Below are 21,382 nucleotides of genomic sequence, written 5' to 3' on the forward strand. Positions count from 1 at the left end.
ATTACTTCCGTGGAACTGGACGCCGACGGCGCTAGATGCTCAAGCGGCCTGACCTGCGTCCTTCACCGGATGCTTACGCGCTAAATTAGGCTCAACAAACTTCGCCGTCGCTGTTACAGGGCCTCAACTCTTGCGCTCGCCATTCCTTTACGAGCTGGCGGCGGTTTCGTGAATATCGCTCGGCCAGGACCTCCGCAGTTTCGATATCTTCCAATCCGATCACACGAAACTTTTCGTCCAGCTCGCACCAGGCCGCGATAAAGCGTTTTGATTCAATGAACCCCAGCATGATGGGCCAGATGATTTCCTTTCCCAGGTTGACATGTTTCAGAGACAGCGTGATGCGCAGTTTGCGCTGCTCTCGCAGTGACCTGCGGATCTCGCTTAGATCCAGCGGACCGGCGCCCTTCCGGGGATGTCCTACATAGATCATATCTTCGTTGAGAGCCGATCGCATGTCAGGCGGAAGAACAGCATTGATCTTGGCCAGCGCGTTCTTCACGGCGAAGGCCAACGAGTCGTCCGTCTGGCGACTAACCCACTGGGCGCCGATCACGAGCGCCTGGACTTCCTCGTCCGTAAACGACAGCGGTGGGAGAAGGAAGCCGGGCTGCAAGATATAGCCGACACCTGCCTCACCATCGATGTCTGCGCCCATGTCCTGCAGGGTGGCGACGTCTCTGCGTATGGTGCGCAGAGACACGCCGAGTTCGTTGGCAAGCGTTTGCCCCGACACCGTCGCGCGATGTCTGCGTAGTACTTGCATCAGGTCAAACAGTCGATGACTTCTTGCCATTTCTACTCCATTGCCATGACGCCCTTGCCACCAAGTTTGCGACCTCTCTCAAGCTCGCTAATGAGTGGGATCGCGCTGCTCAGGGAAACAATTTCTCCAATTGGGATTTTGAACTTGCCTGCGCCCGCAGCTTCGGCAACTTTTTCCAGGATTTCGGCCCGGGGAGAACCAATGATGGGCTTTAGCCGGCGATCAAAGGCTGCGCGAATGAACTTGCCGAGCCCAGGGTTCAAATCCAGGAATACGCCACCCTTGCTCAGCATACTCATTCCGTCGGAAAGTGTCAGCGTCGCCGCCGTATCGTAGACGACGTCGAAGCGATCAGCAATCTTGGACAGATCGGTGGTACGATAGTCATAGACCGTCTTTACGCCAAGCGATCTGGCACGCTCCATGTCGTGCGCACTGCAACTCCCCGAAACGATGGCGCCAAAGAGCTGCGCGATCTGCACGGCTGCTTCGCCGACAGCGCCAGCGCAGCCGTTGATAAACACGTGCTGGCCAGGCCGCAGCTTTGCCTTGTCGATAAGCCCGTTCCAAGCCGTGACGCCGGGTGTGCCAAGGCATGCGGCATCCTCGAAAGAAACATTATCCGGCTTTCGAGCCAGGAACATATCTTTTGTCACCACGGCTTGTCCGAACGCACCACTTTCCTTGAACTTGGCAAGACCGAATACCGCGTCGCCGATCTTAAACCGCGTGACGTCGGAGCCGATTGCAGTGACTATCCCTGAGAAGTCCATTCCCATGGCGCGGGGAAAGGTTCTGCCGGTGACGATCTTCATTTGGCCTGCGCGGAGCTTCCAGTCGATAGGATTGATCGCCGCGAACTTGACCCGCACGGCAACCTCGCCTTTTCCGACCGCGGGCAACTCGAAATCCTCGACCCGCATCAACTCCGGGCCGCCATACCTGCTATATTGAATTCTTTTCATCAGAGTGCCTCAAGCCAAGCAAATTCGAAAACGGTTGCTTTGCCAAAGAGGCGAGGTCGCGCCGCCTTCTTGCAAGCGACTGAAGAAGCGTCGATTGATTTAAGTCTGGACATACTTTCAGATCCTTTCTGGCGTTGTACGAGAGAGGGTTCGACGTCTCTCTCTGCAATTGCAAACGTACATAAACCAGCATGGGGACAGTTTCTGTCACCATTCTTTCAGAACGATCAAACGCAAGATCAAGCGGTCACAGCTTCGGCCCTTGACAACGCAAAGCTCCGGAACAGCATGGACGGCTGCAACGAAGTACAGATAAGTGCCGAGTTCACCAACGCCCCTTCGACTTGGCCGCATGGTTGGGCAAGCGCGAGTTAATGCGGCTGGCCCACTTGGAATGACAGTTGGATTTGCCGCAATCGGTCGCCGGTCGTGCTATTCAAGGATGCGGCTCTGCCTTGCGTCAAAGCCGCAACAGGCTTTCTACGTTGCCGTGGGCAATGAGCGCCTTGTCGGGAGCGATTGCGTATCTCTGACCAGGGCACTCAGAAATCGCTGCCCCGCTACGCGGTGCACAGGTTCGGGACAGCGACCTTCTGAAAGAGATGAGGACGAAAGACCGCCGACGCCGGATGCGCCTTGGTCGCCTCCCGAAAATCGGGATGCTTGAAGGCCGCGCGCCACGACGCTGCGGATTCAAAGACCGCATAGTTGAGGTAGGTTGGGCTGTCTCCTAGCGCGCGGTGGAGCTGCGTCGAGATAAAGCCGGGCTGGCTCTTCATGAAGGCGGCATCAGCGGCCCAGGCGACCAAGAACGCTGCTTCGTCTTCGGGCGCCATGGTGCAGAGATTGACCAACACGATGGGGGCCGCGTCGACTTCCATCTGGCGGGTTAACGGGAATGACGGGTCGAGTGGCTCGACGCTAGACATGGTTCTAGATCCTTAGAAAATGAGGGTTTTTCGTTGCAATTGTCATTTTTTCCGTCGTCTCGAACGACCGGTAGCCAGCAAGCGGCCAGTAAAACTGAGTTCTCCGGCCCGCAGATGCAACTATCGTGCGGGCCGGAGATCGGCTCAGGCCACTGTGATGACGAGCTTGCCGGTCACCCTCCCCGCAGCGCTAGCCTCCTGCGCCAGGGCGATTTGCTCGATCGGGAAGGTCCGCTCGATGCGGAGATGAAATGCGCCTTCGCCATACAACCGCGCTGCCTCGGCAAAGGCGTGCTCGGGGTGATCGGCCGATCGCCCGGAGAAGGTCGCGCCATGTTGCGGGGCCGTGACGTCGGAAATGGAAACGACGCGCGCGGGATCGCCGACAATCTCCACCAGCTCCGGGATGACGCCGGCACCGGCCAGGTCGAGCGCCGCGTCCACGCCCTGCGGCGCCAGTTCGCGTACCCTTGCGGCCATCCCAGGTTCGTAGGTCGTCGGGATAGCATCTAGCTCGCGGATGTAATCATGCTTCAGCTCGCTCGCCGTGCCGATCACGATAGCGCCACGGTGGCGCGCAAGCTGGATGGCGGCGGTTCCTACCCCGCCGGCGGCACCTGCTATCAACAGCGTCTCACCGGCCTTAAGGTTAACGTGATCGAGGATGCGCGTGGCCGTCTCAACGATGACCGGTAGGCCACCGGCCACCTCGATCGGCATGTTGTCCGGTATGTGTGCCCAGGCCCTCAATACCGCCTGTTCGGCTACCGTATTCTGTCCGTAACCGAAAACGGCATCACCGATGGCGACGCCCGAGACGCCATCCCCGATCTCATCGACGATGCCCGCAGCTTCGGAACCAACGCCGGCGGGAAAGGTAAGCGGCATGAAGTCGCGAACATATCCTGCCCGCAGCTTCCAGTCGATCGGATTGACCCCTGCGGCCCGCACCGCAATGCGTACCTGACCGGGGCCTGCGTGCGGCGCCTCCACCTCGATGACCCGCAGGACATCGGTGCCACCATATTCGTTGAATTTAACGGCTTTCATATACTTTCCTTTTTCGGAGTTAGGCAGGCGCTCCGACACTTGTGATGCTAAGTTCTGATCGTGCGACTAGCGCACTCTCCTAGCCGTCGCGTGGCCTACCTGCGCACCAGCATCCTTCGCGTCGAGATCGCGGCAAACCCGGCAAACTTGATGGAGAATCTTGCTCTGGCCGAAAACCACTATGCACATCTGCGTGACAGTTTCTGGCACCATACTCTTGCAGAGCTTGAGAGGACTGCCGCGACGATCACGGCAATCCGCAATGCCTTAGGCGCGGCTGTTCATGCGCTCGAACATGGCTTCGCCTAGCTCGCGTGTCTTGGCAGAAACACCGACCAGCACCTCGTCCTTGTCCGCTTCAAGCTGCGCGAGCGCCTCGATGGCAAACTCTTCCGGGGTCACCATCATCTGATTGGCTGTGCCTCCACTGCGGGTATTGCCACCGAGCCCGGTGTCGACAATTGGTGGTGCGACTTCCACCACCCGAATGCCTGTCGATTTTAATTGGTGACGCAGGCTGAGCGTGAAGGAATGTATCGCGGCCTTTGTCGCGCAGTAGACAGGAACATCCGCCATCGGCGAGAAGGCCAGACCGGAGCTGACGTTGATGATAAACCCCTGCCCCTGCTGTCTCAATGTGGGTAACAGCTCTGCGATCAGATGGATGGGGGCCGTGAAATTGATCGCAATTTCCTGGTCGAGCGTCGCGATCTCCGGATCGGCGGTGAAGTCACGCCGCGCCTGAATACCTGCATTGTTTATGACCACATTCAGGGTCGGGTAGTCGGCTTTCAGCCATTCGACCATCGCGCGGCGGCTATCTGTGTCGGCTACGTCGCAAACGTGCGTCGCTATTGCTGGCACTTCCGTCTTCGCCTTCTCCAGCGCGGATTGGCTTCTGCCGCAGACAATGACCTGATTGCCGTTCTCGGAAAAGCGCCGCGCGAGCGCGAAGCCGATGCCCGTTGCGCCGCCAGTGATGAGTATTGTGTTTCCTGTAAGTTTCAAAGTCGTACATCCTTCTAACGAATTGAGAAGGTGCGCCCACTATGACTTGGGGTTATCGGCGGACACACCTTTGCAACCGGCAAGCCGGTCCAGGTGTCGCGGATACCTCGAGGGGAAGAGTTGCCGTCCACTAAGACGGCGACCGGGCTACCATCCGGTCAGCACTCTTTCGACGAGAATTTTTTATCAGACGTTGCGGGAATGCACAATTGGGTCGTGTTTACCGTTTCCCGTGACATATCTCGCATTCTTGACACGCCGCTTGTGCCAACCGATCATCACAGACCGGCCGTTACGCCTCGGCGTCTGTGCTTCATGGCGATGTTGGCCTGCGCCTGGGGCAAAGGCCCGCAATCCAGTCCTATCCTTCAAAGCTTTTTGGGGAGTTCTGCTGCAAGCACGTCGATCGCCAGCCTGGAGCGAAGCGGCAGATACTGGGCTGCGGGCCAGACAGCGTAGAATTCCATTGATGCGCTCGGGCGATCTGCCCAAAGCTCTACCAACTCACCCTGCCCTATCCGATCGCGAAGAAGCCAGTAAGGCAGCCAGCAAAGGCCCATGCCTTCGACGGCGGCATCCGCTATCACCTCGAGATCGTCGAAACGCAGTCGCGCGGTTACCGCAACGTCTATGATTGTGCCCGTTTGGTCGGGTAATTGCCAAGCCAGCCCATGATCGCCCCTCCAGTAGGCCAGCAGCTCGTGATTGGTAAGGTCCTTGATTGAACGAGGCTCGCCTCTTGTCGCAATATAGCTTGGCGACGCACACAGGACTTTGCGCTGGCTGCCCAACCGGCGTCCGCGTAAGGCTGATGAATGACCCAGCGCACCGTTCCGTATCGCCAAATCAAAGCCATCGGCGATCAGGTCGATCTGGCGGTCGCTGAAACTCAGTTCGAGTTCAAGTCGGGGATGTTGACGAGCATAGGCCCGCAAGATGGGGGCGACGCAATAGCGCCCGAACAGGACTGAAGCCGACACCCTAAGCCGACCGGCGACTTCCTGACGGCCGGTCTCCAGCATCGCTTCTCCTGCACGCAGTTCTTCAATGGCGCGCAGACACCGCTCATAATATTGCTGACCGTCTTCCGTGAGGCATTGCATTTTCGTCGTCCGTTGAAAAAGGCGGACGCCGAGCCGTTCCTCCAGTCGCGCGATCGACTTGCCGACCGCCGAGCGTGTCAGCGACAGCCGATCTGCCGCCTTGGCGAAACCGCCGGCCTCGACCGCCTCGACGAACACTTCGATACCGTCAAATCTGTCACGAACCGACTTTGAACCAACCATTTCTGCCTCTGATGTAGAATGTGGGGAAGCATATAACGGAAAAACTATCGCCACTGCCGACCTCAATTCTACGATAGAAACCCGTATCGGTAAACGAGTTTCAACGGCCCGAAAAACGGCGATCCCGTCGGAGCGCGGGCCTTCATCACCAAGAAGGACAGACAATTGCTGGTTTCGATCGTATTTGACAGTGGATACGGGCACACGGCGCGTGTTGCCCAGGCGGTGGCCGAGGGTGCCAGAGACGTGGACAATGTTCAGGCAGAGCTGATTGCCGTCGCCGACGGGCCGGTCGATTGGGAAGCTCTTGAGAAGAGCGATGCGATCGTCTTCGGCTCACCGACTTACAATGGGATGATCAGCGCCCGGCTCAAGCAGTTCTTCGAGGAGTCCACCAAGGCCGCCTGGACTGAGCTCAAATGGCGTAACAAGATCAGCGCCGGCTTCACCAATTCGGGCGCACAGCATGGAGACAAGCTGAACTCGCTTGTTTCCATGGCGCTGTTCGCCGCCCAGCACGGCATGATCTGGGTCGGTCTCGACCTGATGCCAGGAAACAACAGCAGCACATCGAGCCCGGACGACCTCAATCGACTTGGGAGCTGGCTTGGGGTGATGACCCACGCCAACATTGACCAGGCACCGGATGTAGCGCCGCCAGAGTGCGACCTTCGGACCGCGCGCTATCTAGGCCGTCGCGTGGCCGAGATCACGCGACGATTTACCCTCACCCAATCCGCATAACACAAAAAGGATCCTTGAGATGAAACTGCTTTGCCTTGATATTCCGCAGCCCGGCGCCAGCCTTGAGAAATACCAGCCGCACATGTTGGATGAAGTCCGGCACTCCTGGAAGATGTACAAGGATGGCGTCATCCGCGACATTTATTTCCGACAGGACCGTCCAGGAGTCGCGATCATCGCGGAAGCTGAGTCCGTTGAGGCAGCCAAGGCGGTGCTTGCCGACTTCCCACTCGCCAAGGCCGGTCTCATCGGCTGGGAAGTCATCCCGCTCGGCCCCTTCCACTGGGAACCCCTTTTCGCACCCGGCAATGTCTGATTCCAGCTCGCACCTTTAGCCCAGGTCACGCTGCCTTGGCATGACCTGGGTAGTCACGCCTGCAGAACAGGCATGAATGGAGAACCACCATGAACGCACTTGGCTTTGCCGCCCAATCGGCCACTGCTCCGCTAGAGCGCTTCGCCTTCGAAGGGCGCGCGCCACGGACAGATGACGTCGTCATCGACATCCTCTATTGCGGCGTCTGCCATACGGACGTCCATCTGGCCCGTAACCACTTTGGGTTCACAACCTACCCGATCGTGCCGGGCCACGAGATCATCGGCCGGGTGCGTGAAATCGGAGCCGACGTATCCCGTTTCAAGACAGGGGACATGGTCGGAGTGGGCTGCATGGTCGATTCCTGCCAGCACTGCAAACCCTGCCTCAAGGGCTGGGAGCAGGACTGCGTCGAGGGGCCGACCTTCACCTATAATGGCAGCGATCGGCAGGATGGCAGCACTACCTATGGCGGCTATTCGGAGTCCATAGTCGTGCGCGACAAATTCGTGTTGTCGTTGCCCGACGGGCTCGATCCGGCGGGCGCCGCTCCGCTGTTGTGCGCAGGCATCACCACCTGGTCGCCGCTGCACCGCTGGAACGTCGGCAAGGATAGCAAGGTCGCGGTGATCGGCCTGGGCGGGCTCGGTCACATGGCCCTGAAGCTCGCCAAAGCTCTTGGTGCCGGTGTCACCTTGTTCACACGCTCAGCCGGCAAGGAAGAGGACGCCTTCCGCCTCGGCGCGGACCATGTCGTGTTGTCGGGCGATGCGGAGCAGATGAAAGCCGTTGCCGGCCGCTTCGACGTCATCATCGACACTGTTCCCTATGATCACGACGTCAATCCTTACATGCCAACCTTGGCGCTGGAAGGCGTACTTGTCCTCGTCGGCTACCTCGGTCCGCTCGGTACGCCGGTCAATGCCGGGGGTGTCGTGCGCGGCCGCCGGGCGATCTCGGGCTCCTTCATCGGCGGCGTGCCCGAAACCCAGCAGATGCTGGATTTCTGCGGAGCGCACGGCATCGTGTCGGACATAGAGATCATTCCCATCCAGAAGATCAATGAAGCCTATGAGCGCATGTTGAAGAGCGATGTGAAGTATCGCTTCGTCATCGACATGGCCTCGCTTAAATCCTGAGGAACCCGAATCCATGACAAGCACGATCAAGCCTATCCTGTGTGTGGTGACTAGCCACCCGATCCGCGGCGACAGCGGCGAGCCGACCGGCTTCGCGATGGTCGAACTGACCCATCCGCTCGACGTCTTCGACAAGGCGGGGATTCCTTACGAGATAGCCTCGATCCGGGGCGGCCATCCGCCGATCGACTTCTTCGATCTGTCCGATGCGGCCAACGCCCATTACTGGAAGGACAAGGACTTCCGCAGCGCGCTGGCGGACTCGTTGATTCTGAAGGATCTCGATCCGTCGCGCTATTCGGCGGTGTTCTTCGCCGGCGGCCACGGCACGATGTGGGACTTCGCCGACAGCGAAGCGGTGCAGACGGTCATCCGCGAAATATGGGAAGCCGGCGGCATCGTTTCCGCGGTTTGCCACGGCCCGGCGGCCTTGGTGAACGCGAAGCTGTCAGACGGCAGCTATCTCGTGGCCAGCAAGAAGCTTGCTGCCTTCACCGATGCAGAGGAGGCGGAGGTTAAATACGACAAGGTTGTACCCTATCTGCTGGCATCAACCCTCAAGGACCGCGGCGCGCTACACCAGCCGGCGCCGAACTGGTCGGAGAATGTCGTCACCGATGGTCGCCTGATCACGGGCCAAAATCCAGCATCGGCGCATGGCGTCGGCAAGGCAATCGTCGATAAGCTCGCGGCCAAAAGCTGATCGGCCGAGTTTTCAAATAGTGGGGCGGCACTACTCGCTTGTCGCCGCCCCAACCTCGCACGCCAGAAAAATGGCGTCGAAAGTAATTGGAGCCGACTATGAAGATTATCGCCATAGAAGAGCATGTGCTGCCAAATGACGTGAAAAACGCCTGGAACACGACCCCTGGCGCCGACGATGGAACCTTAGCGCTGAACCGTGGCGTGATCGAAGAACGCCTTGCCGATCTTGGCGAAAAGCGCCTGGCGCTCATGAATGAGACCGGGGTCGATGTGCAGGTGCTCTCCCTCACGACGCCTGGTCTCAACAATCTCGGTGATCACGGCGTCGATCTCGCGCGTCGTACGAACGACATGCTCGCCGAGGTCGTCGCGACCCATCCATCCCGCTTCCAGGCACTGTCTGTGCTGCCTTCAGCGGACGCCAATGCCGCTGCGAGGGAATTGCAGCGAAGCGTAGAGCACCTCGGGTGTAAAGGAGCCATTCTGTATGGCCGGGTTGGAGAAAAAGGCATGGATCACCCGATCTTCGGGCCGACATTTGCCGTCGCCGCCGAACTCGGTGTCCCGCTGCTCATTCACCCCCAAATCCCTCAATCGAGTGTTCGCGAAGCCTATTATTCAGGCTTCGGCGCGCCGGTCGACCTCGCGCTTTCAACGTTCGGACTTGGTTGGCATTATGAAGCCGGCATGCAGTTCGTTCGCATCGTTCTGGCCGGCGTCTTCGACCGGCATCCCAACCTACAGGTGATCCTTGGCCACTGGGGCGAGCTTGTCATCTTTTATCTCGAGCGCCTTGTGATGCTCGATCGCGTGTCGGGATTGAAGCATCCCTTCATTCACTACGTGCGCAACAACCTCTATCTGACCCCAAGCGGCATGTATAATGAGGCCTATCTGCGCCAGGCCGTTGATGCGGTCGGCGTCGATCGGATCTTGTTCTCCACTGACTATCCCTACCAATATCGTCCAGGAAACGACGCCCGGCTGTTCGTCGAAGGGCTCTCTCTCGACGACGGTGAAAGACTGAAGTTTGCGCACCAGAATTGGGAGGCTTTGACTGTAGGCAGCGCTTCGAACTCGGCCCCCCCTTCCCCTTGAGGCTCTCCGCAAAAGCCTGAATGTCATCTGGCCTCGGCTTCAACATTCCGTGGGGGACGGTGCCAGCCATCGGCGACACCCGGTGTGATGTCTGTCGATATTGGCCGCCTCTATCCTTAAAATCAACGGAAGGCATTTTCTCATGGCTTGGTCAGATCAGGAGCTCGGCAAGGTCTCCTTATCGGATGATCTGCATATCTCCCCGTTTCGCGAAGACGGCGTCACCTATGGCACGCCGACATGGATTTGGTCGGTGGTTGTCGATGGTGCCCTCTATGTAAGAGGATACAACGGGCAGGCATCTCGCTGGTACCAGGCCGCTGTCGCACAGAAGGCCGGCCGCGTGTCGGTCGCCGGCATGACCAAAGACGTCGAATTCGCGCCTGTCGAAGGGCCAATCAACGACCGTATCGACGATGCCTACCGCGCGAAATACGCCAAGAGCCGTTATCTCAACCCGATGATCGGCGCGCGCGCCCGCGCAGCGACGATCAAAGTGACACCCCTAAACCCGTGACGACTGGATCAACATCATGGCAAAACCAACCGACAACCATCCCGCACTGACGCTTGACGATCTACGCAGCGTATCACCGGCCTTGGCCGCCTATACCCAGAACACGGTCATCGGCGATCTCTGGAGCCGCTCCGGGCTGTCGGCGAGAGACCGGAGCATCGTGACCGTGGCAGCACTCGTCGCGCGCAACCAGACGATCGGCTTGCCGCATTACGTCAACAAGGCACTCGACAGTGGCGTCTCGGCTGCAGAGGTCTCCGAGATCGTGACGCATCTCGCCTTCTACGCCGGATGGTCCAACGCCTTCTTCGCTGTCGAGATCATCAAGGATATTTTCACCGAACGTGGCATCGGCGCCGATCAGTTGCCGGATGCGTCACCGCAGCTTCTCCCCTTGAACGAGGAGGTGGAAACAAAGCGCGCGACTGGCGTCCAGGCCAATTTCGGCGATGTATCCCCCGGCGTCGTACACTACACCGCAGAGATCCTGTTCAAAAACCTCTGGCTCCGTCCCGGTCTAGCGCCGCGAGATCGCAGCCTCGTCACTGTCGCGGCGCTTATCGCGAATGGTCAGGCCGCCCAGATCACCTACCACCTCGGCCGCGCTATGGATAACGGCCTGACGCAGGAAGAGGCGTCCGAAGCCCTGACGCAGCTCGCCTTTTATAGCGGCTGGCCATGTGTGTTCTCAGCTATGCCGGTCGTCAAGGATGTCTTTGCAAACCGGTCGTGATCAGCTGAGGAACCTTCCATGGATATCAAGCAGATTTTCGTCGTCTTTGCGGTGGTTATGCTGACGCTGGCTGGCCATTCGGCAAAGGCTCAAGATACGAGCACTCCCGTGGTCCGCATCGCCGAACTGGAAATCGATCCGGCCCAGATGGACGCCTATTCGGCCGCCGTCAAAGTCGAGATGGAGACGTCGATCCGGGTGGAGCCGGGAGTGCTGGCGCTCTATGCCGTTTCGATCAAGGGCAAGCCAAATCATCTTCGCTTCTTCGAAATGTATGCCGACAATGCTGCCTACGAGGCCCACCGCAACTCTGCGCACTTTAAGACCTATGTCGCCGCCACCAAGGACATGATCCTCGATCGGAAGCTGTTCGAAACGGACAATTTCCAGCTCAGCGCGAAGCAGCCATGATAGCCAAAGTAACGCCGATCCACCTCCCTTTAAGCGCAAGGAACCCAAGATGAAGAAAGTTCGCATTGCAACGCTCTTGATTGCGCTTGGCGCAGCCGTCTTTTTCACGATGTCCGCGCCCCGGGCTCAGGAGCCGGCTTCCGACGTGAAGCCTGCCTATTACATCTCGGAGTTCCAAGTGACTGATCCGGAGGGGATCAAGCCATACAGCGCCCAGGTGGAATCCACATTCAAGCCATTCGGGGGGCGCTTCATTGTCAGGGGTGGCGGAGATATCGTTTCCCTTGAAGGCGCGGGTTTCAAAGGGCGCATGGTGGTGATCGCTTTTGACAGCATGGACAAGGCAAAGGCTTGGTATAACTCGCCCGAATATGAAAAACTCAAACCGATCCGGCACAAATCGGCGACGTCGCGCGTCTATATTGTCGAAGGTCCCGCAAGCTGAGACCCGGTCCTGATTGCAGGTCGATAACGAAAATTGCTGAGAAAAACACGAGGTGAGCCAGCAAGGTCGGCGCGCCTCGATTTCTGTTCAAGGAACGAACCATGTCGCGCGCGCACTCTGAAACTCCAGCGTCCACCGCAATGTCGCCCGCGCTTACACTGTTGTTTGCGATTTCCGGTGGCGCGGCGGTCGGCAATCTCTATTGGGCCCAGCCCTTGCTGTTCGATATCGCCGGATCGCTCGGTGTCTCGGTCGCTGCCGCCGGCACACTGATTACAGTCACACAGATGGGTTATGCGCTTGGCATTCTGCTCGTCGTCCCGCTCGGCGATACGATGAACAGGCGGCGCTTGATCCCGGCCATCATGATCTGTTCTGCGGTGGCGCTTATCGCGTGCGCGCTCGCACCGAGTTTCGCGGCTCTGCTCGCCGCGCTTGCAGCCGTTGGATTGACGACGGTCGCTGGACAACTTCTCACACCTCTCGCCGGCGATCTTGCCGAGCCTGACCAGCGCGGCCGCGTGGTCGGAACAATCGTCTCGGGGCTGATCACCGGTATCCTGCTGTCACGCACGATCAGCGGCTTTCTCGCGCATGCCTTCGGTTGGCGGGCGATCTACGTTGCGGCAGCCCTGTTCATCCTTCTGCTTGCGATCCTTCTCGCGCGGGCTCTGCCGGCGGAGAAGCCGAGGCCTGCCGTTTCCTATGGCAAATTATTAGCATCAGTCTTCACAGTCGTGCGTCAACATCGGCCTGTGCAAATTACGCTCTTCATCGGTGCCTGCGCATTTGCCGTCTTCACATTATTCTGGACCGGGCTGACCTTCCTTCTCAGTTCACCGCCTTTCGGCTACTCCGTCAGTCAGATTGGTCTGGTCGGCCTTGTCGGTCTTGCGGGCGCGCTTGCAGCCCGCCGTGCCGGCTGGCTGCATGACCGGGGCTGGTCGGTCGAAGGTACGGGCGCCGCGCTTGCTCTGGCGCTGATCTCTCTCGTGATTGCGGGCTTTGGTTCAACGCACATCCTTCCTGTCCTGGCCGCTGTCCTGCTGCTGGACGTCGCGATTCAGGCCACAAACGTTCTCAATCAATCAAGACTGTTCGCGGTCGATCCTGGCGCGCGCAGCCGCCTGAACACGGCCTTCGTCGCCTGTAACTTCATCGGCGGCGCGGTGGGCTCGATGATGGCAGGCGTCCTATGGGAACGCGGCGGCTGGGTCGCTGTCGTCACGGGCGGCGGGGTCCTGATTGCGTTGGCGATGGTCGTCTGGGTGATCCAGAGCAGGTCGCTCGTCATTGGTTGAGCAGCCACGGCCGGGTCAGCTCCCCGCCCTCCCTTACACACGGTCTCCACTGCCGCATTGAGCGCGTGGGCATCGAACGACGCTCTGATCAGAGCGTTGAACACATCCCTGCGATCTTGCAGATCGATACACGCTTGAGCACAAGAGCCTCGGCTGCCCGCCCGGCCATCAGCATCGTCAGCATGCCTTCGAACCAGGCCGCGGGTATCGGTTCCGGATGGGTGGAAGCCGAGCAGATTGCAGGCTCCCTGCCCGGTATCGATATTGTGGCCACGGCCGCATCCGAGATCGATCGCAAGACCGCTGAGTTTGGTGGCATGGACAGTCCGGGCTCGGCCACCAACGCCGATGGCGAGAGCTGCAGTCCCCAGTCCAGTCCAGTCCACTCGACCCGTTACCCACTACGCCAAGAAGCCCGCACGCGGCGGGCTTTTATGTATCTGGTTTCGGTTTCCGGCTTAGCCGCTTCGGCGTTCATGGATTATTCGTGGCGTTTTTTTCTTTAGGAGACGGCCCTCTGGACGGCCTGCGGATCACTGTTGTGCTCTACGGCTTTTGGTCTATCTGGCCTTTGGGTATCTAGGGGTTTAAAACGCAAAAAGCCCCGGGAAGGGACTTTATTGGGATGCAGTTTTCGCGCGAGCGATAGTGATCTTGGAGGGGAAAGATTGGTTGCGGGGGCAGGATTTGAACCTGATTCTGTCAATTTTACTTAGGAAAGCTCTCAACCTTATCACCCTTTAGCATAAGGGGTCAGTGAGCTAACTTGCCGAATTTGTGGTAGCTTGGGCTACGGCTGAGTGAGCATTGGCATTCGAGTGTGTGAGCCTCCAGCGCAAGACATCGGGTGACGGCCTCGGTATCGACGAACAAAATAAGACCAGCAACATCGACGAATTGAGCGTGCGGCAGGATGTTCGGCGTCGGCCGGCGGTGTTGGACGTTGGCGTCCCCACGCATGGCCTGCCTCTTTAACCATCGGCCCGCGTGCTACCAGGAGGCACCGTGCGGTTCGCACCACTGCGGTGACGGAAGGGGCGATAGTTGCCGAGGCGCGTCCGGGACACATATTTCCCGTCCTCGAAGCCGAGCGGTTTGCCTTCCAGGCCCAACTCTACGGGTACGGGTTCGACCGATGGAGCCACGGACGGCGGCTCGAGAACGGGTGGTGGCGGCGCTGGGGGCTGGCGGTCGGCGCCGATCACATTCAACCGGTGTTGCGTCACGGCTTCCGCCGCCGCTCGGACGGGATCGTCCTCGACGTGGACGTAGCGCATGAACATCGTCACCGTCTTGTGGGCGGTGAGTGCCGTAGCAATTTTCACGGGCACACCGGAGTTGGCGATATCTGTCGCGGACCGGTGGCGAATGCCGTGCGTGCCAATATGGGGAACCCCAGCACGCTTCAGGATGCGTCGCCAGCTCTGATAATAGGTGTGGGACGACATCGGCGTTTTCGGGTCAAACACGGACGGGCAGACGAAGGGTGAATCCTCCAATAGCGGCATGCGCTCGAAGAGCCGTAGTGCCTCCGCGCTCATCGGTTTGGACATACCGCCGGTCTTGCTGTCCGGCCAGACGACACGACGGTTGTCAAAATCAACCCACGCCCATTCGAGCTCAATAATCTCCGACATGCGCGCGGCGAACTCGAACTGAAGCCTGATCGCGAAGAGGATGAACGGATGTTCTAGTCCGTCAATTTCAGCACGGTCGAGATATTCGAAAAGCCTGCGCATTTCCGCATCGGTGATGAGGCGAGTTTTGCCGCGTTCCGGGTACTTCGGAATGTGCCGGCAAGGGTTGGAACCGTCCGGCCGCATCCCCCGTACCTCGGCCATGTTGAACATTTTCCGCACAACTGCGAGGACGCGGTTAGCGTTCACCGGCGATTTCGACATTTTCTTCATCAGGTTTGCTATATCGGCGCGTGTCACCTCGGGTACTTTCATATGTCCAAGCACCGGGAGAACGTGACGTTTGCCACGGAGCCGGTTCGACACGACCGTCGAAGGCTTGTTCCGGCTTTCAGAATAATCAGTCATGAAGCGGTCGAAGAGCTCCTTCACCGTCGGCGCTTGATGCATAGCCATCCGCGCGGCACTGGGATCAACTCCGCTCCGCACCTTCGCAAGCCAATCCTGGGCAATCCCTCGCGCCTGCTCGACGGTGATCTCCCCATAACGGCCGATAGCCGGCCTCCGACGCTGACCGTTGTGGGCAACATAGGCAATCATGAAGACTTTTCGACCGGCCGGCGTGACCTTCACGAGAAACCCCGGTATGACGGTATCCCGGAGATCGTAATCGCGCTCCTTGGGAGTGGCGACGTCCACAGCCGTCTTTGTGATCTTGACTTTAACCATTTCTAACCTCCGTTGAGGCTGGATTTCAAATGCAGAATAGGTGCATCGAGAAAACCAACCGTGGCGTACATCCGGTTAGGCATGGATGGATCGATATCCGAAAAAATCTAGTATTAACATACGGTTATCGGGAAATCGAATACCCCCGGATAAACAAAGGATAGCCGATCTTGGAGCTCTTAAAATCCCTCGGAGTGATCCGTACGGATTCGATCCTCGTCGTCCGCACCAAATCTTCAGGCAGACGCTGAACGCTTGCCTTCCTGTCGGAAATCGTTGCGTCAAAAAACAAGGCGGCCCGTTGGACCGCCTTGGTGTTATTTGCGTCTGTCTTTCGCGCTTAACGAAGCTGGATTCAAATACTGCGCCCGGATACCAGCAGCAGTCGCTCTGGCGACGATAGCCTGGACGGGTGGACACACTCGGCCTCGCCCATCAGCCCGAAACGTTACGGTTATTAGGCGGGCATTATTTTAGATATGCAATATATATGTGCTTGAACAAGGGCATGGGATAGGTTACGCGTAGCCAACGGCAAGTAGCTTTGTAGCGGAACAAAGTGCAATCATGGCCATCTATACTTACATCAGCGATCGCAATCCACCGACTGTAGCCGGCCCACCGGATACAATTCAGGGGACGTCGTATAAGTACTCTCCGCCAAGCCGCTAGCCAGATTCAATCTACGATGCAGTTACTTACGTAGTCGCTCGACCTTTCGTGGAAATATTACTTTTGAGTGTCGACGTATTTCACCTTGGCGCACTGGCTGCAGGAATCTTGCAACCAAGGGTTACGAGAGCGGTGGAGCCGCTCAGGAGGGGAGAATGACGAATTACACCTGGAATGGGACCAACGGCGACTGGAGCACCGCCGGCGACTGGTCGCCCAATGGGACGCCGGGGGCGGTAGACACCGCCACGGTCAACAGCGGCTCGGTCGACGTCAGCTCCATCGACTTTGTGGGAGCTTCCGCCCTTACGGTGAACGCCGGGGGCAGCATGACGATCGAGGGCGTACTCGAAATCGGCGCGGCCCACCTCAATATGGTTCCCAACACGCTCTCGGCGATCGGCCCGATCACCGTTAACGGCGGCGCGCTGATCGCCGGTGGTTTCCTCACTTCGGCCAGCGGGACCATCATCCTTTCCAACTACGGAACATTCCAGTGGAATGGCGGCCAGTTCGTGGGAGGCGCCGACGCCTCGGGCCTTACCGTCGATCTCGGTGCGACGGATAATGGCACGTTCATGTTCTCGCAGCCCTTCAACGGCACTATCACGGACTTCAACGCCGGCGACATCATCTCCTATAGCGGCACCGGCACGGTGAATTCGGTCGATATCGTCGGCAATACCGCCGTGTTCAACACAACGGCCGGAACATTCACGATCAACTTCGATCCGAGCGTGAACACCGCCGACTTCGTGATCTCGGGCAACACCATTACCACCAACCAGGTGCCCTGTTTTGTCTCCGGCACGCGCATCCGAACGAGGCGCGGCGAGATAGCGGTGGAGGACCTCCGGATCGGTGACCTGGCCGTGACATCCTCCGGCGAAAAACGCCCCATCGTCTGGATCGGCCACAGCCGGATCGAGCGTCCGGCGCCAGCGGTCTGGCCGGTGCGGGTCATGGCCGGCGCGTTCGGCGATAACCTTCCCGTCCGCGACCTGTTCCTCTCCTCCGGCCACGCGGTTTGCGTCGACATGGCCGGCGAGATATTCGTACCCGTCGGCCAGCTGGTCAATGGATCGACCATCGACTGGGTCGAGGTTCCAGAGGTGACCTATTGGCATGTGGAGCTTGAGAGCCATGATGTGCTGCTCGCCGAGGGGATGCCCTGCGAGAGCTACATGGACGCCGGCAATGGGGCTTTCTTTGGCCGCGCGTATGGACGGCTCGGCGGAGTTGATCCTCAGCGCGTCGCCGAGAGCTTGACCCGATATGCCCGGCCGTTCGTTGATGGTGGCTTGATCGTCGAGGCAATCAGGGAACGCCTCGCCTGCCGCGCCGAAACGCTCCGACCAAAACAGGAAAATAAAGCTGCATGACCTTGGGTGCCCGCCTTCCTCTGCCGGCAGGCGTAACAGCCTTTTGCGAGATGGAATTAGCTCTTGGTCCGCGAATTGGAGCGGTGGGATGGTGGAATTCGTCACACGCTGGTCTCAACTCACTAGCAGTTTGTCAGGGGTTGTCCAATGATGTCCTCCGAGATCGGCAATGGCGAAGTCGTCGTGGCGACCATGTCCGAGGTGCCGGCCAGCTTCGTTTCGGGAACTCGCATCCGCACCCCGCGCGGCGAAATCGCCGTGGAGGACCTGATTGCGGGCAACCTGGTGATAACTGCGGCCGGAAACGTGCGCACCATCGTCAGCATCGATTCACAGACGATCCATAAGCCCGCGCGCGAGTATTGTCCGGTTCAGATCAAGGCCCGGGCTTTTCCGGGCGATGTACCCCGGCGGGACCTGCTGCTGTCACCCGGCCACGCGGTGTGCGTGCGGGCGGTGGACGAGGTATTGATCCCGATCGGCCAATTGATCAATGATGCCACGGTTGCTTCAGTCGACGTCGATGAAGTCACCTATTGGCATCTCGAGCTGGAAAGCCGCGAGGTGCTCCTGGTCGAGGGGCTTGGCTGCGAGAGCTGCCTGAATAGCGGCGCCACTTGGCTCGCCGACGCTCCGCCCCCGGAACAAACGACGGCCGTCGTCGAGCAATGCGCCCGGCCGCTGGTAAAAGGCGGCGCGGTCGTGGCAGCAATCCGCCAGCGTCTGCTCTCCCGCGCGGAATCGATGGGCTGGCGCCACGCCACGGGAATGGACCCGCATCTCATCGTGGATGGCCGGCGCGTCGAGCCGACGATCGACGGCAATCTCGCGGTGTTTATCTTCCCAGCCGATGCCAAGGAAGCCATACTTGCGTCGCATACTTGGGTCCCGGCTGACGACGGCGCAAGCCGGGACAAACGGACGCTCGGCCTTTCGATCCATGGCCTTACATTCCTCGACGGTCTCCGTGCCAACCGCCAGGTTTCGCTCGACGAGGTTGAGGGCCTTTACCCGGAGGAGGCTGTCCAGGGCTGCGCCTGGCGCTGGACCAACGGTCGGCTTTTCCTGCCTCCCGATCTCTGGGCCGATTGCCGCGGCCTTGCCATCCTGCGTCTCGCCTTCGACCCTGACGCGGGCAGATCCTGGATTCCGCCCGTGATCACGCCGAAGCGCGAGCCTGAGCTCCGTCGAGCGCTCACGCCCAGTCCCGAGGCTCACCTCGTCGGTCCTGCCGATGACGATCGAGACGCACCGGCCGCTCCCATTATTGACCCTGCCCACGAGCTTGTCGCCGGAGGACTTGCTCCTCACCGCCCTCACCCGCAGTCCAGCCATCTCCGTGCCGTAGATTTGAGTTCCGGCGGGATGCGTCTCGGCAATCTTGTTCCTGGCGCCCTGAGTCAATTTCGTCGTCATGTCTTCGCTGCTTGTCGCATGGTTTGGACCCGGCGTCCGGCCCGGCACAAGGCCAAATCCGACACGGTCCCGCATGACGATGATGTCACGAAAAGCGCTAGGCATATGCCATGAAACAGGTAAGGAATGACCCCACAAGGCATTGATTCCAAGAATTAAAATCCCTTGGAGGGATCCGTACGGGTTCGACCCGTCGTCCACACCAACCCTCACTTCACTAAGGACGGCTGCTCACAAAGTACAAGCAGAGCTGCCTGTTCACTTTCGACCTTGAGCTGGAACAACTGATAGGCTTTTTGTATTGGCTCATGTGCGGTCATCGCCGCAATCATTTCTTGTGTGCTGAGATTGCCAACAGGCCCCGTGAACTTTGGCATGGGGCCAAGATCAATCTCGCCAACGTTCGGCTGGAACTGCGAGAGGGCGAGTAAAGTAATTTTCATCGCCTCTCTTATCTCGCCATCTGGCTGGATGGAGAGACCAAAGGTGAATGCTCGGATCAGGTCCTCCTTCGACCACGGGAGCTTTGCAATATCCCGGACGTTAAACTGGAGATCGGTGTCTTCGATGTAGGCGCTGAAATCCCCGATAAGATTCATCGCCCACTGGCCCTGCTTTTGAAAGCGATCCCTCAACTCCGCCGAATTGAGTTCTTTCTTCTTCCGACTAAAAGGCCACATACATATCTCCCGGTTGTATGACCATGATGGAGAGCCACCCGTGAGTAGTCAATCTAGGACGCAGTTTCGTCCCTATTCGATGGATTCAAACTCAATAAGTGCGGGAAAATCTTTGAGCAGATGCCAGGTGCTTGCCACCTTATTGGAACCAGAAACCTAGTGGTTCCCAACAAAAAAGGCGACCCGGTGGGCCGCCTTTTTTCGTCTGCGCTAGCGTTGAACGCTTAGCGAATTTCAATTCTGAATGCGCTGCGCGGATACCACCAGCCGTCGCTGTGGCGGCGGTAGCCCGGGCGGGCGCGTTGATAGCCCTGATAGCCGTTCCACGAACCGGGACGGTAATGCGGCTGACGACGGTTCGGACGATGCCTTCTGTCGTCCCAACGCCGGCGGTCACCCTCGCGGTACTGGACCTGTTCGACGGCGGTGCTCGCTGCCGGCTTGGCCGTGTTGAGCGGCGCGGCGACCGAAGGCGTAAAGGATGCGAGTCCCATGATCAGCGTCAACGCACCTGCGCCGACGATATTGAAAATTTTGCTCATGACGTCTCCATTCGAAGTTTGCAGCCCATCATTGAACCCTAATTGATGAACGCATCATGAATGCCACTAGAAATAGCGATCACATCAAAGGCATTGCCTCTTTCGCACTTTGCAGTGGTCTTTTTTGCTGATGGGGCCGCGGTTATTAGTGCTAATGCTCGCCGGCTCCATAACGCAAAAAGCGCAGCTTTCGCTGCGCTTTCCAGTAAGTTGAGTGCGAATCAGGCGACGAGCTTGGCCGCGATCTTGGCGACGTGGGCGCCCTGGTATTTCGCGGCTTCCAGTTCAATCTCCGAAGGCTGGCGCGAGCCGTCGCCATTGGTGATCGTGGATGCGCCATAGGGCGAGCCGCCCTTGACTTCTTCCGTGCCCATCTGGCCGGCGAAGGCGTAGGGAAGGCCGACGACGGCCATGCCGTGGTGAAGGAGGGTCGGGATGAAGCCGAGAATGGTCGATTCCTGGCCGCCATGCTGGGTCGCGGATGACGTGAAGACCGAGCCGACCTTGCCAACCAGCTTGCCTGCAAACCAGAGGCCGCCGGTCTGATCCCAGAAATTGCGCATCTGCGAGGCGACCGTGCCGAAGCGCGTGCCGGCGCCGACGATGATGGCATCATATTCGGCCAGCTCGTCCGGCGTTGCGATCGGCGCTTCCTGGTCGAGCTTGAAGTAGGACGCCTTGGCGACCTCTTCCGGCACGAGTTCAGGAACGCGCTTGACGGTTACCTCGGCACCGGCCGATTTGGCACCTTCAGCGACGGCATAGGCCATCTTCTCGATGTGACCATAGGCGGAATAGTAAAGTACCAGAACCTTAGCCATGAATGTCTCCCGTTCGTTGGACGCGTTGATTGTCGGGCCAAGTTGTATCAGCGACGGGATAAGGACGCAGCCCCCGCAACGGGAACGGAC

At 59.0% G+C, this 21,382-nt stretch carries 23 protein-coding genes; 13 read left to right on the top strand and 10 right to left on the bottom strand.

Going from position 1 to position 21,382, the window contains the following annotated elements; genetic code table 11:
- Positions 1–91: 91 nt before the first annotated feature.
- The 6 genes from AC1RO0_RS30145 to AC1RO0_RS30170 all read right to left on the bottom strand — a co-directional run bounded on the left by AC1RO0_RS30145 (position 92) and on the right by AC1RO0_RS30170 (position 6,004).
- Positions 92–796 carry a helix-turn-helix transcriptional regulator gene (locus AC1RO0_RS30145; RefSeq protein ID WP_498596200.1) on the bottom strand — a complete coding sequence of 235 codons (705 nt, stop codon included), beginning with the start codon at positions 794–796 and terminating at the stop codon, positions 92–94.
- Between the two features lie 2 nt (positions 797–798).
- Positions 799–1,731, bottom strand: coding sequence for an NAD(P)-dependent alcohol dehydrogenase (locus tag AC1RO0_RS30150; protein ID WP_498596201.1), 933 nt, complete (start codon positions 1,729–1,731; stop codon positions 799–801).
- Between the two features lie 560 nt (positions 1,732–2,291).
- A complete protein-coding gene (locus tag AC1RO0_RS30155) occupies positions 2,292–2,660 on the bottom strand; it encodes an antibiotic biosynthesis monooxygenase family protein (protein ID WP_498596202.1) in 369 nt (122 codons plus the stop codon).
- A 144-nt stretch (positions 2,661–2,804) separates the two neighbouring features.
- On the bottom strand, positions 2,805–3,710 hold the full coding sequence (locus tag AC1RO0_RS30160) for an NADP-dependent oxidoreductase (RefSeq protein WP_498596203.1): 906 nt from the start codon (positions 3,708–3,710) through the stop codon (positions 2,805–2,807).
- A 267-nt stretch (positions 3,711–3,977) separates the two neighbouring features.
- A complete protein-coding gene (locus AC1RO0_RS30165; RefSeq protein ID WP_498596204.1) occupies positions 3,978–4,718 on the bottom strand; it encodes an SDR family oxidoreductase in 741 nt (246 codons plus the stop codon).
- Between the two features lie 368 nt (positions 4,719–5,086).
- On the bottom strand, positions 5,087–6,004 hold the full coding sequence (locus AC1RO0_RS30170) for a LysR family transcriptional regulator (protein ID WP_498596205.1): 918 nt from the start codon (positions 6,002–6,004) through the stop codon (positions 5,087–5,089).
- Between the two features lie 165 nt (positions 6,005–6,169).
- Here AC1RO0_RS30170 and AC1RO0_RS30175 point away from each other — a divergent pair, with 165 nt between their 5' ends.
- The 11 genes from AC1RO0_RS30175 to AC1RO0_RS30225 all read left to right on the top strand — a co-directional run bounded on the left by AC1RO0_RS30175 (position 6,170) and on the right by AC1RO0_RS30225 (position 13,919).
- Entirely contained in the window at positions 6,170–6,748 is a 579-nt protein-coding gene (locus AC1RO0_RS30175; protein ID WP_498596206.1) for a flavodoxin family protein, read from the top strand.
- A 19-nt stretch (positions 6,749–6,767) separates the two neighbouring features.
- Positions 6,768–7,064 (top strand): YciI family protein, encoded by a 297-nt coding sequence (locus tag AC1RO0_RS30180; RefSeq protein WP_065663738.1) that lies wholly within the window; start codon positions 6,768–6,770, stop codon positions 7,062–7,064.
- An 89-nt stretch (positions 7,065–7,153) separates the two neighbouring features.
- Positions 7,154–8,203, top strand: coding sequence for an NAD(P)-dependent alcohol dehydrogenase (locus tag AC1RO0_RS30185; protein WP_498596207.1), 1,050 nt, complete (start codon positions 7,154–7,156; stop codon positions 8,201–8,203).
- Between the two features lie 13 nt (positions 8,204–8,216).
- Positions 8,217–8,906, top strand: coding sequence for a type 1 glutamine amidotransferase domain-containing protein (locus AC1RO0_RS30190; protein WP_498596208.1), 690 nt, complete (start codon positions 8,217–8,219; stop codon positions 8,904–8,906).
- Between the two features lie 98 nt (positions 8,907–9,004).
- On the top strand, positions 9,005–10,006 hold the full coding sequence (locus tag AC1RO0_RS30195) for an amidohydrolase family protein (protein WP_498596209.1): 1,002 nt from the start codon (positions 9,005–9,007) through the stop codon (positions 10,004–10,006).
- A 142-nt stretch (positions 10,007–10,148) separates the two neighbouring features.
- Positions 10,149–10,523 carry a DUF2255 family protein gene (locus AC1RO0_RS30200; RefSeq protein WP_498596210.1) on the top strand — a complete coding sequence of 125 codons (375 nt, stop codon included), beginning with the start codon at positions 10,149–10,151 and terminating at the stop codon, positions 10,521–10,523.
- Positions 10,524–10,539: 16 nt separating this feature from the next.
- Positions 10,540–11,256: a carboxymuconolactone decarboxylase family protein gene (locus tag AC1RO0_RS30205; protein ID WP_498596211.1), complete on the top strand. Its 717-nt coding sequence runs from the start codon at positions 10,540–10,542 to the stop codon at positions 11,254–11,256.
- A 57-nt stretch (positions 11,257–11,313) separates the two neighbouring features.
- Positions 11,314–11,667 carry a putative quinol monooxygenase gene (locus AC1RO0_RS30210; protein ID WP_498596248.1) on the top strand — a complete coding sequence of 118 codons (354 nt, stop codon included), beginning with the start codon at positions 11,314–11,316 and terminating at the stop codon, positions 11,665–11,667.
- A gap of 49 nt (positions 11,668–11,716) precedes the next feature.
- Entirely contained in the window at positions 11,717–12,112 is a 396-nt protein-coding gene (locus AC1RO0_RS30215) for a DUF1330 domain-containing protein (protein ID WP_498596212.1), read from the top strand.
- A gap of 101 nt (positions 12,113–12,213) precedes the next feature.
- Positions 12,214–13,413, top strand: a complete 1,200-nt coding sequence (locus AC1RO0_RS30220) for an MFS transporter (protein ID WP_498596213.1) — start codon at positions 12,214–12,216, stop codon at positions 13,411–13,413.
- Positions 13,414–13,547: 134 nt separating this feature from the next.
- Positions 13,548–13,919 carry a hypothetical protein gene (locus AC1RO0_RS30225; protein ID WP_498596214.1) on the top strand — a complete coding sequence of 124 codons (372 nt, stop codon included), beginning with the start codon at positions 13,548–13,550 and terminating at the stop codon, positions 13,917–13,919.
- Positions 13,920–14,384: 465 nt separating this feature from the next.
- On the opposite strand, the gene AC1RO0_RS30230 is transcribed toward AC1RO0_RS30225, so the two are convergent.
- The gene (locus AC1RO0_RS30230) at positions 14,385–15,779 is read right to left on the bottom strand and encodes a tyrosine-type recombinase/integrase (protein WP_498596215.1); all 1,395 of its coding nucleotides are present in this window, start codon (positions 15,777–15,779) and stop codon (positions 14,385–14,387) included.
- Positions 15,780–16,606: 827 nt separating this feature from the next.
- On the opposite strand from AC1RO0_RS30230, the gene AC1RO0_RS30235 reads away from it, so the two are divergent.
- Both AC1RO0_RS30235 and AC1RO0_RS30240 read left to right on the top strand, forming a co-directional pair.
- Positions 16,607–17,833 (top strand): Hint domain-containing protein, encoded by a 1,227-nt coding sequence (locus tag AC1RO0_RS30235; RefSeq protein WP_498596216.1) that lies wholly within the window; start codon positions 16,607–16,609, stop codon positions 17,831–17,833.
- Between the two features lie 147 nt (positions 17,834–17,980).
- On the top strand, positions 17,981–19,363 hold the full coding sequence (locus tag AC1RO0_RS30240) for a Hint domain-containing protein (RefSeq protein ID WP_498596217.1): 1,383 nt from the start codon (positions 17,981–17,983) through the stop codon (positions 19,361–19,363).
- Positions 19,364–19,458: 95 nt separating this feature from the next.
- Here the strand turns inward: AC1RO0_RS30240 and AC1RO0_RS30245 are convergent, their stop codons facing one another.
- The 3 genes from AC1RO0_RS30245 to wrbA all read right to left on the bottom strand — a co-directional run bounded on the left by AC1RO0_RS30245 (position 19,459) and on the right by wrbA (position 21,292).
- A complete protein-coding gene (locus AC1RO0_RS30245; RefSeq protein ID WP_498596218.1) occupies positions 19,459–19,929 on the bottom strand; it encodes a hypothetical protein in 471 nt (156 codons plus the stop codon).
- Positions 19,930–20,153: 224 nt separating this feature from the next.
- Complete coding sequence (locus AC1RO0_RS30250) at positions 20,154–20,471, bottom strand: hypothetical protein (RefSeq protein ID WP_498596219.1); 318 nt, start codon at positions 20,469–20,471, stop codon at positions 20,154–20,156.
- A 221-nt stretch (positions 20,472–20,692) separates the two neighbouring features.
- On the bottom strand, positions 20,693–21,292 hold the full coding sequence (wrbA, locus tag AC1RO0_RS30255) for an NAD(P)H:quinone oxidoreductase type IV (protein ID WP_174162855.1): 600 nt from the start codon (positions 21,290–21,292) through the stop codon (positions 20,693–20,695).
- Positions 21,293–21,382 lie beyond the last annotated feature (90 nt).

It is taken from the genome of Rhizobium sp. GW821-FHT14E12, from assembly GCF_058803745.1.

Excerpts from the sequence above, each read along its gene's own strand:
- AC1RO0_RS30145 (WP_498596200.1), bottom strand. The coding sequence starts at position 796 with ATGGCAAGAAGTCATCGACTGTTTGACCTGATGCAAGTACTACGCAGA.
- AC1RO0_RS30150 (WP_498596201.1), bottom strand. The coding sequence starts at position 1,731 with ATGAAAAGAATTCAATATAGCAGGTATGGCGGCCCGGAGTTGATGCGG.
- AC1RO0_RS30155 (WP_498596202.1), bottom strand. The coding sequence starts at position 2,660 with ATGTCTAGCGTCGAGCCACTCGACCCGTCATTCCCGTTAACCCGCCAG.
- AC1RO0_RS30160 (WP_498596203.1), bottom strand. The coding sequence starts at position 3,710 with ATGAAAGCCGTTAAATTCAACGAATATGGTGGCACCGATGTCCTGCGG.
- AC1RO0_RS30170 (WP_498596205.1), bottom strand. The coding sequence starts at position 6,004 with ATGGTTGGTTCAAAGTCGGTTCGTGACAGATTTGACGGTATCGAAGTG.
- AC1RO0_RS30180 (WP_065663738.1), top strand. The coding sequence starts at position 6,768 with ATGAAACTGCTTTGCCTTGATATTCCGCAGCCCGGCGCCAGCCTTGAG.
- AC1RO0_RS30185 (WP_498596207.1), top strand. The coding sequence starts at position 7,154 with ATGAACGCACTTGGCTTTGCCGCCCAATCGGCCACTGCTCCGCTAGAG.
- AC1RO0_RS30190 (WP_498596208.1), top strand. The coding sequence starts at position 8,217 with ATGACAAGCACGATCAAGCCTATCCTGTGTGTGGTGACTAGCCACCCG.
- AC1RO0_RS30195 (WP_498596209.1), top strand. The coding sequence starts at position 9,005 with ATGAAGATTATCGCCATAGAAGAGCATGTGCTGCCAAATGACGTGAAA.
- AC1RO0_RS30200 (WP_498596210.1), top strand. The coding sequence starts at position 10,149 with ATGGCTTGGTCAGATCAGGAGCTCGGCAAGGTCTCCTTATCGGATGAT.
- AC1RO0_RS30205 (WP_498596211.1), top strand. The coding sequence starts at position 10,540 with ATGGCAAAACCAACCGACAACCATCCCGCACTGACGCTTGACGATCTA.
- AC1RO0_RS30210 (WP_498596248.1), top strand. The coding sequence starts at position 11,314 with ATGCTGACGCTGGCTGGCCATTCGGCAAAGGCTCAAGATACGAGCACT.
- AC1RO0_RS30215 (WP_498596212.1), top strand. The coding sequence starts at position 11,717 with ATGAAGAAAGTTCGCATTGCAACGCTCTTGATTGCGCTTGGCGCAGCC.
- AC1RO0_RS30220 (WP_498596213.1), top strand. The coding sequence starts at position 12,214 with ATGTCGCGCGCGCACTCTGAAACTCCAGCGTCCACCGCAATGTCGCCC.
- AC1RO0_RS30230 (WP_498596215.1), bottom strand. The coding sequence starts at position 15,779 with ATGGTTAAAGTCAAGATCACAAAGACGGCTGTGGACGTCGCCACTCCC.
- AC1RO0_RS30235 (WP_498596216.1), top strand. The coding sequence starts at position 16,607 with ATGACGAATTACACCTGGAATGGGACCAACGGCGACTGGAGCACCGCC.
- AC1RO0_RS30240 (WP_498596217.1), top strand. The coding sequence starts at position 17,981 with ATGATGTCCTCCGAGATCGGCAATGGCGAAGTCGTCGTGGCGACCATG.
- AC1RO0_RS30245 (WP_498596218.1), bottom strand. The coding sequence starts at position 19,929 with ATGTGGCCTTTTAGTCGGAAGAAGAAAGAACTCAATTCGGCGGAGTTG.
- AC1RO0_RS30250 (WP_498596219.1), bottom strand. The coding sequence starts at position 20,471 with ATGAGCAAAATTTTCAATATCGTCGGCGCAGGTGCGTTGACGCTGATC.
- wrbA (WP_174162855.1), bottom strand. The coding sequence starts at position 21,292 with ATGGCTAAGGTTCTGGTACTTTACTATTCCGCCTATGGTCACATCGAG.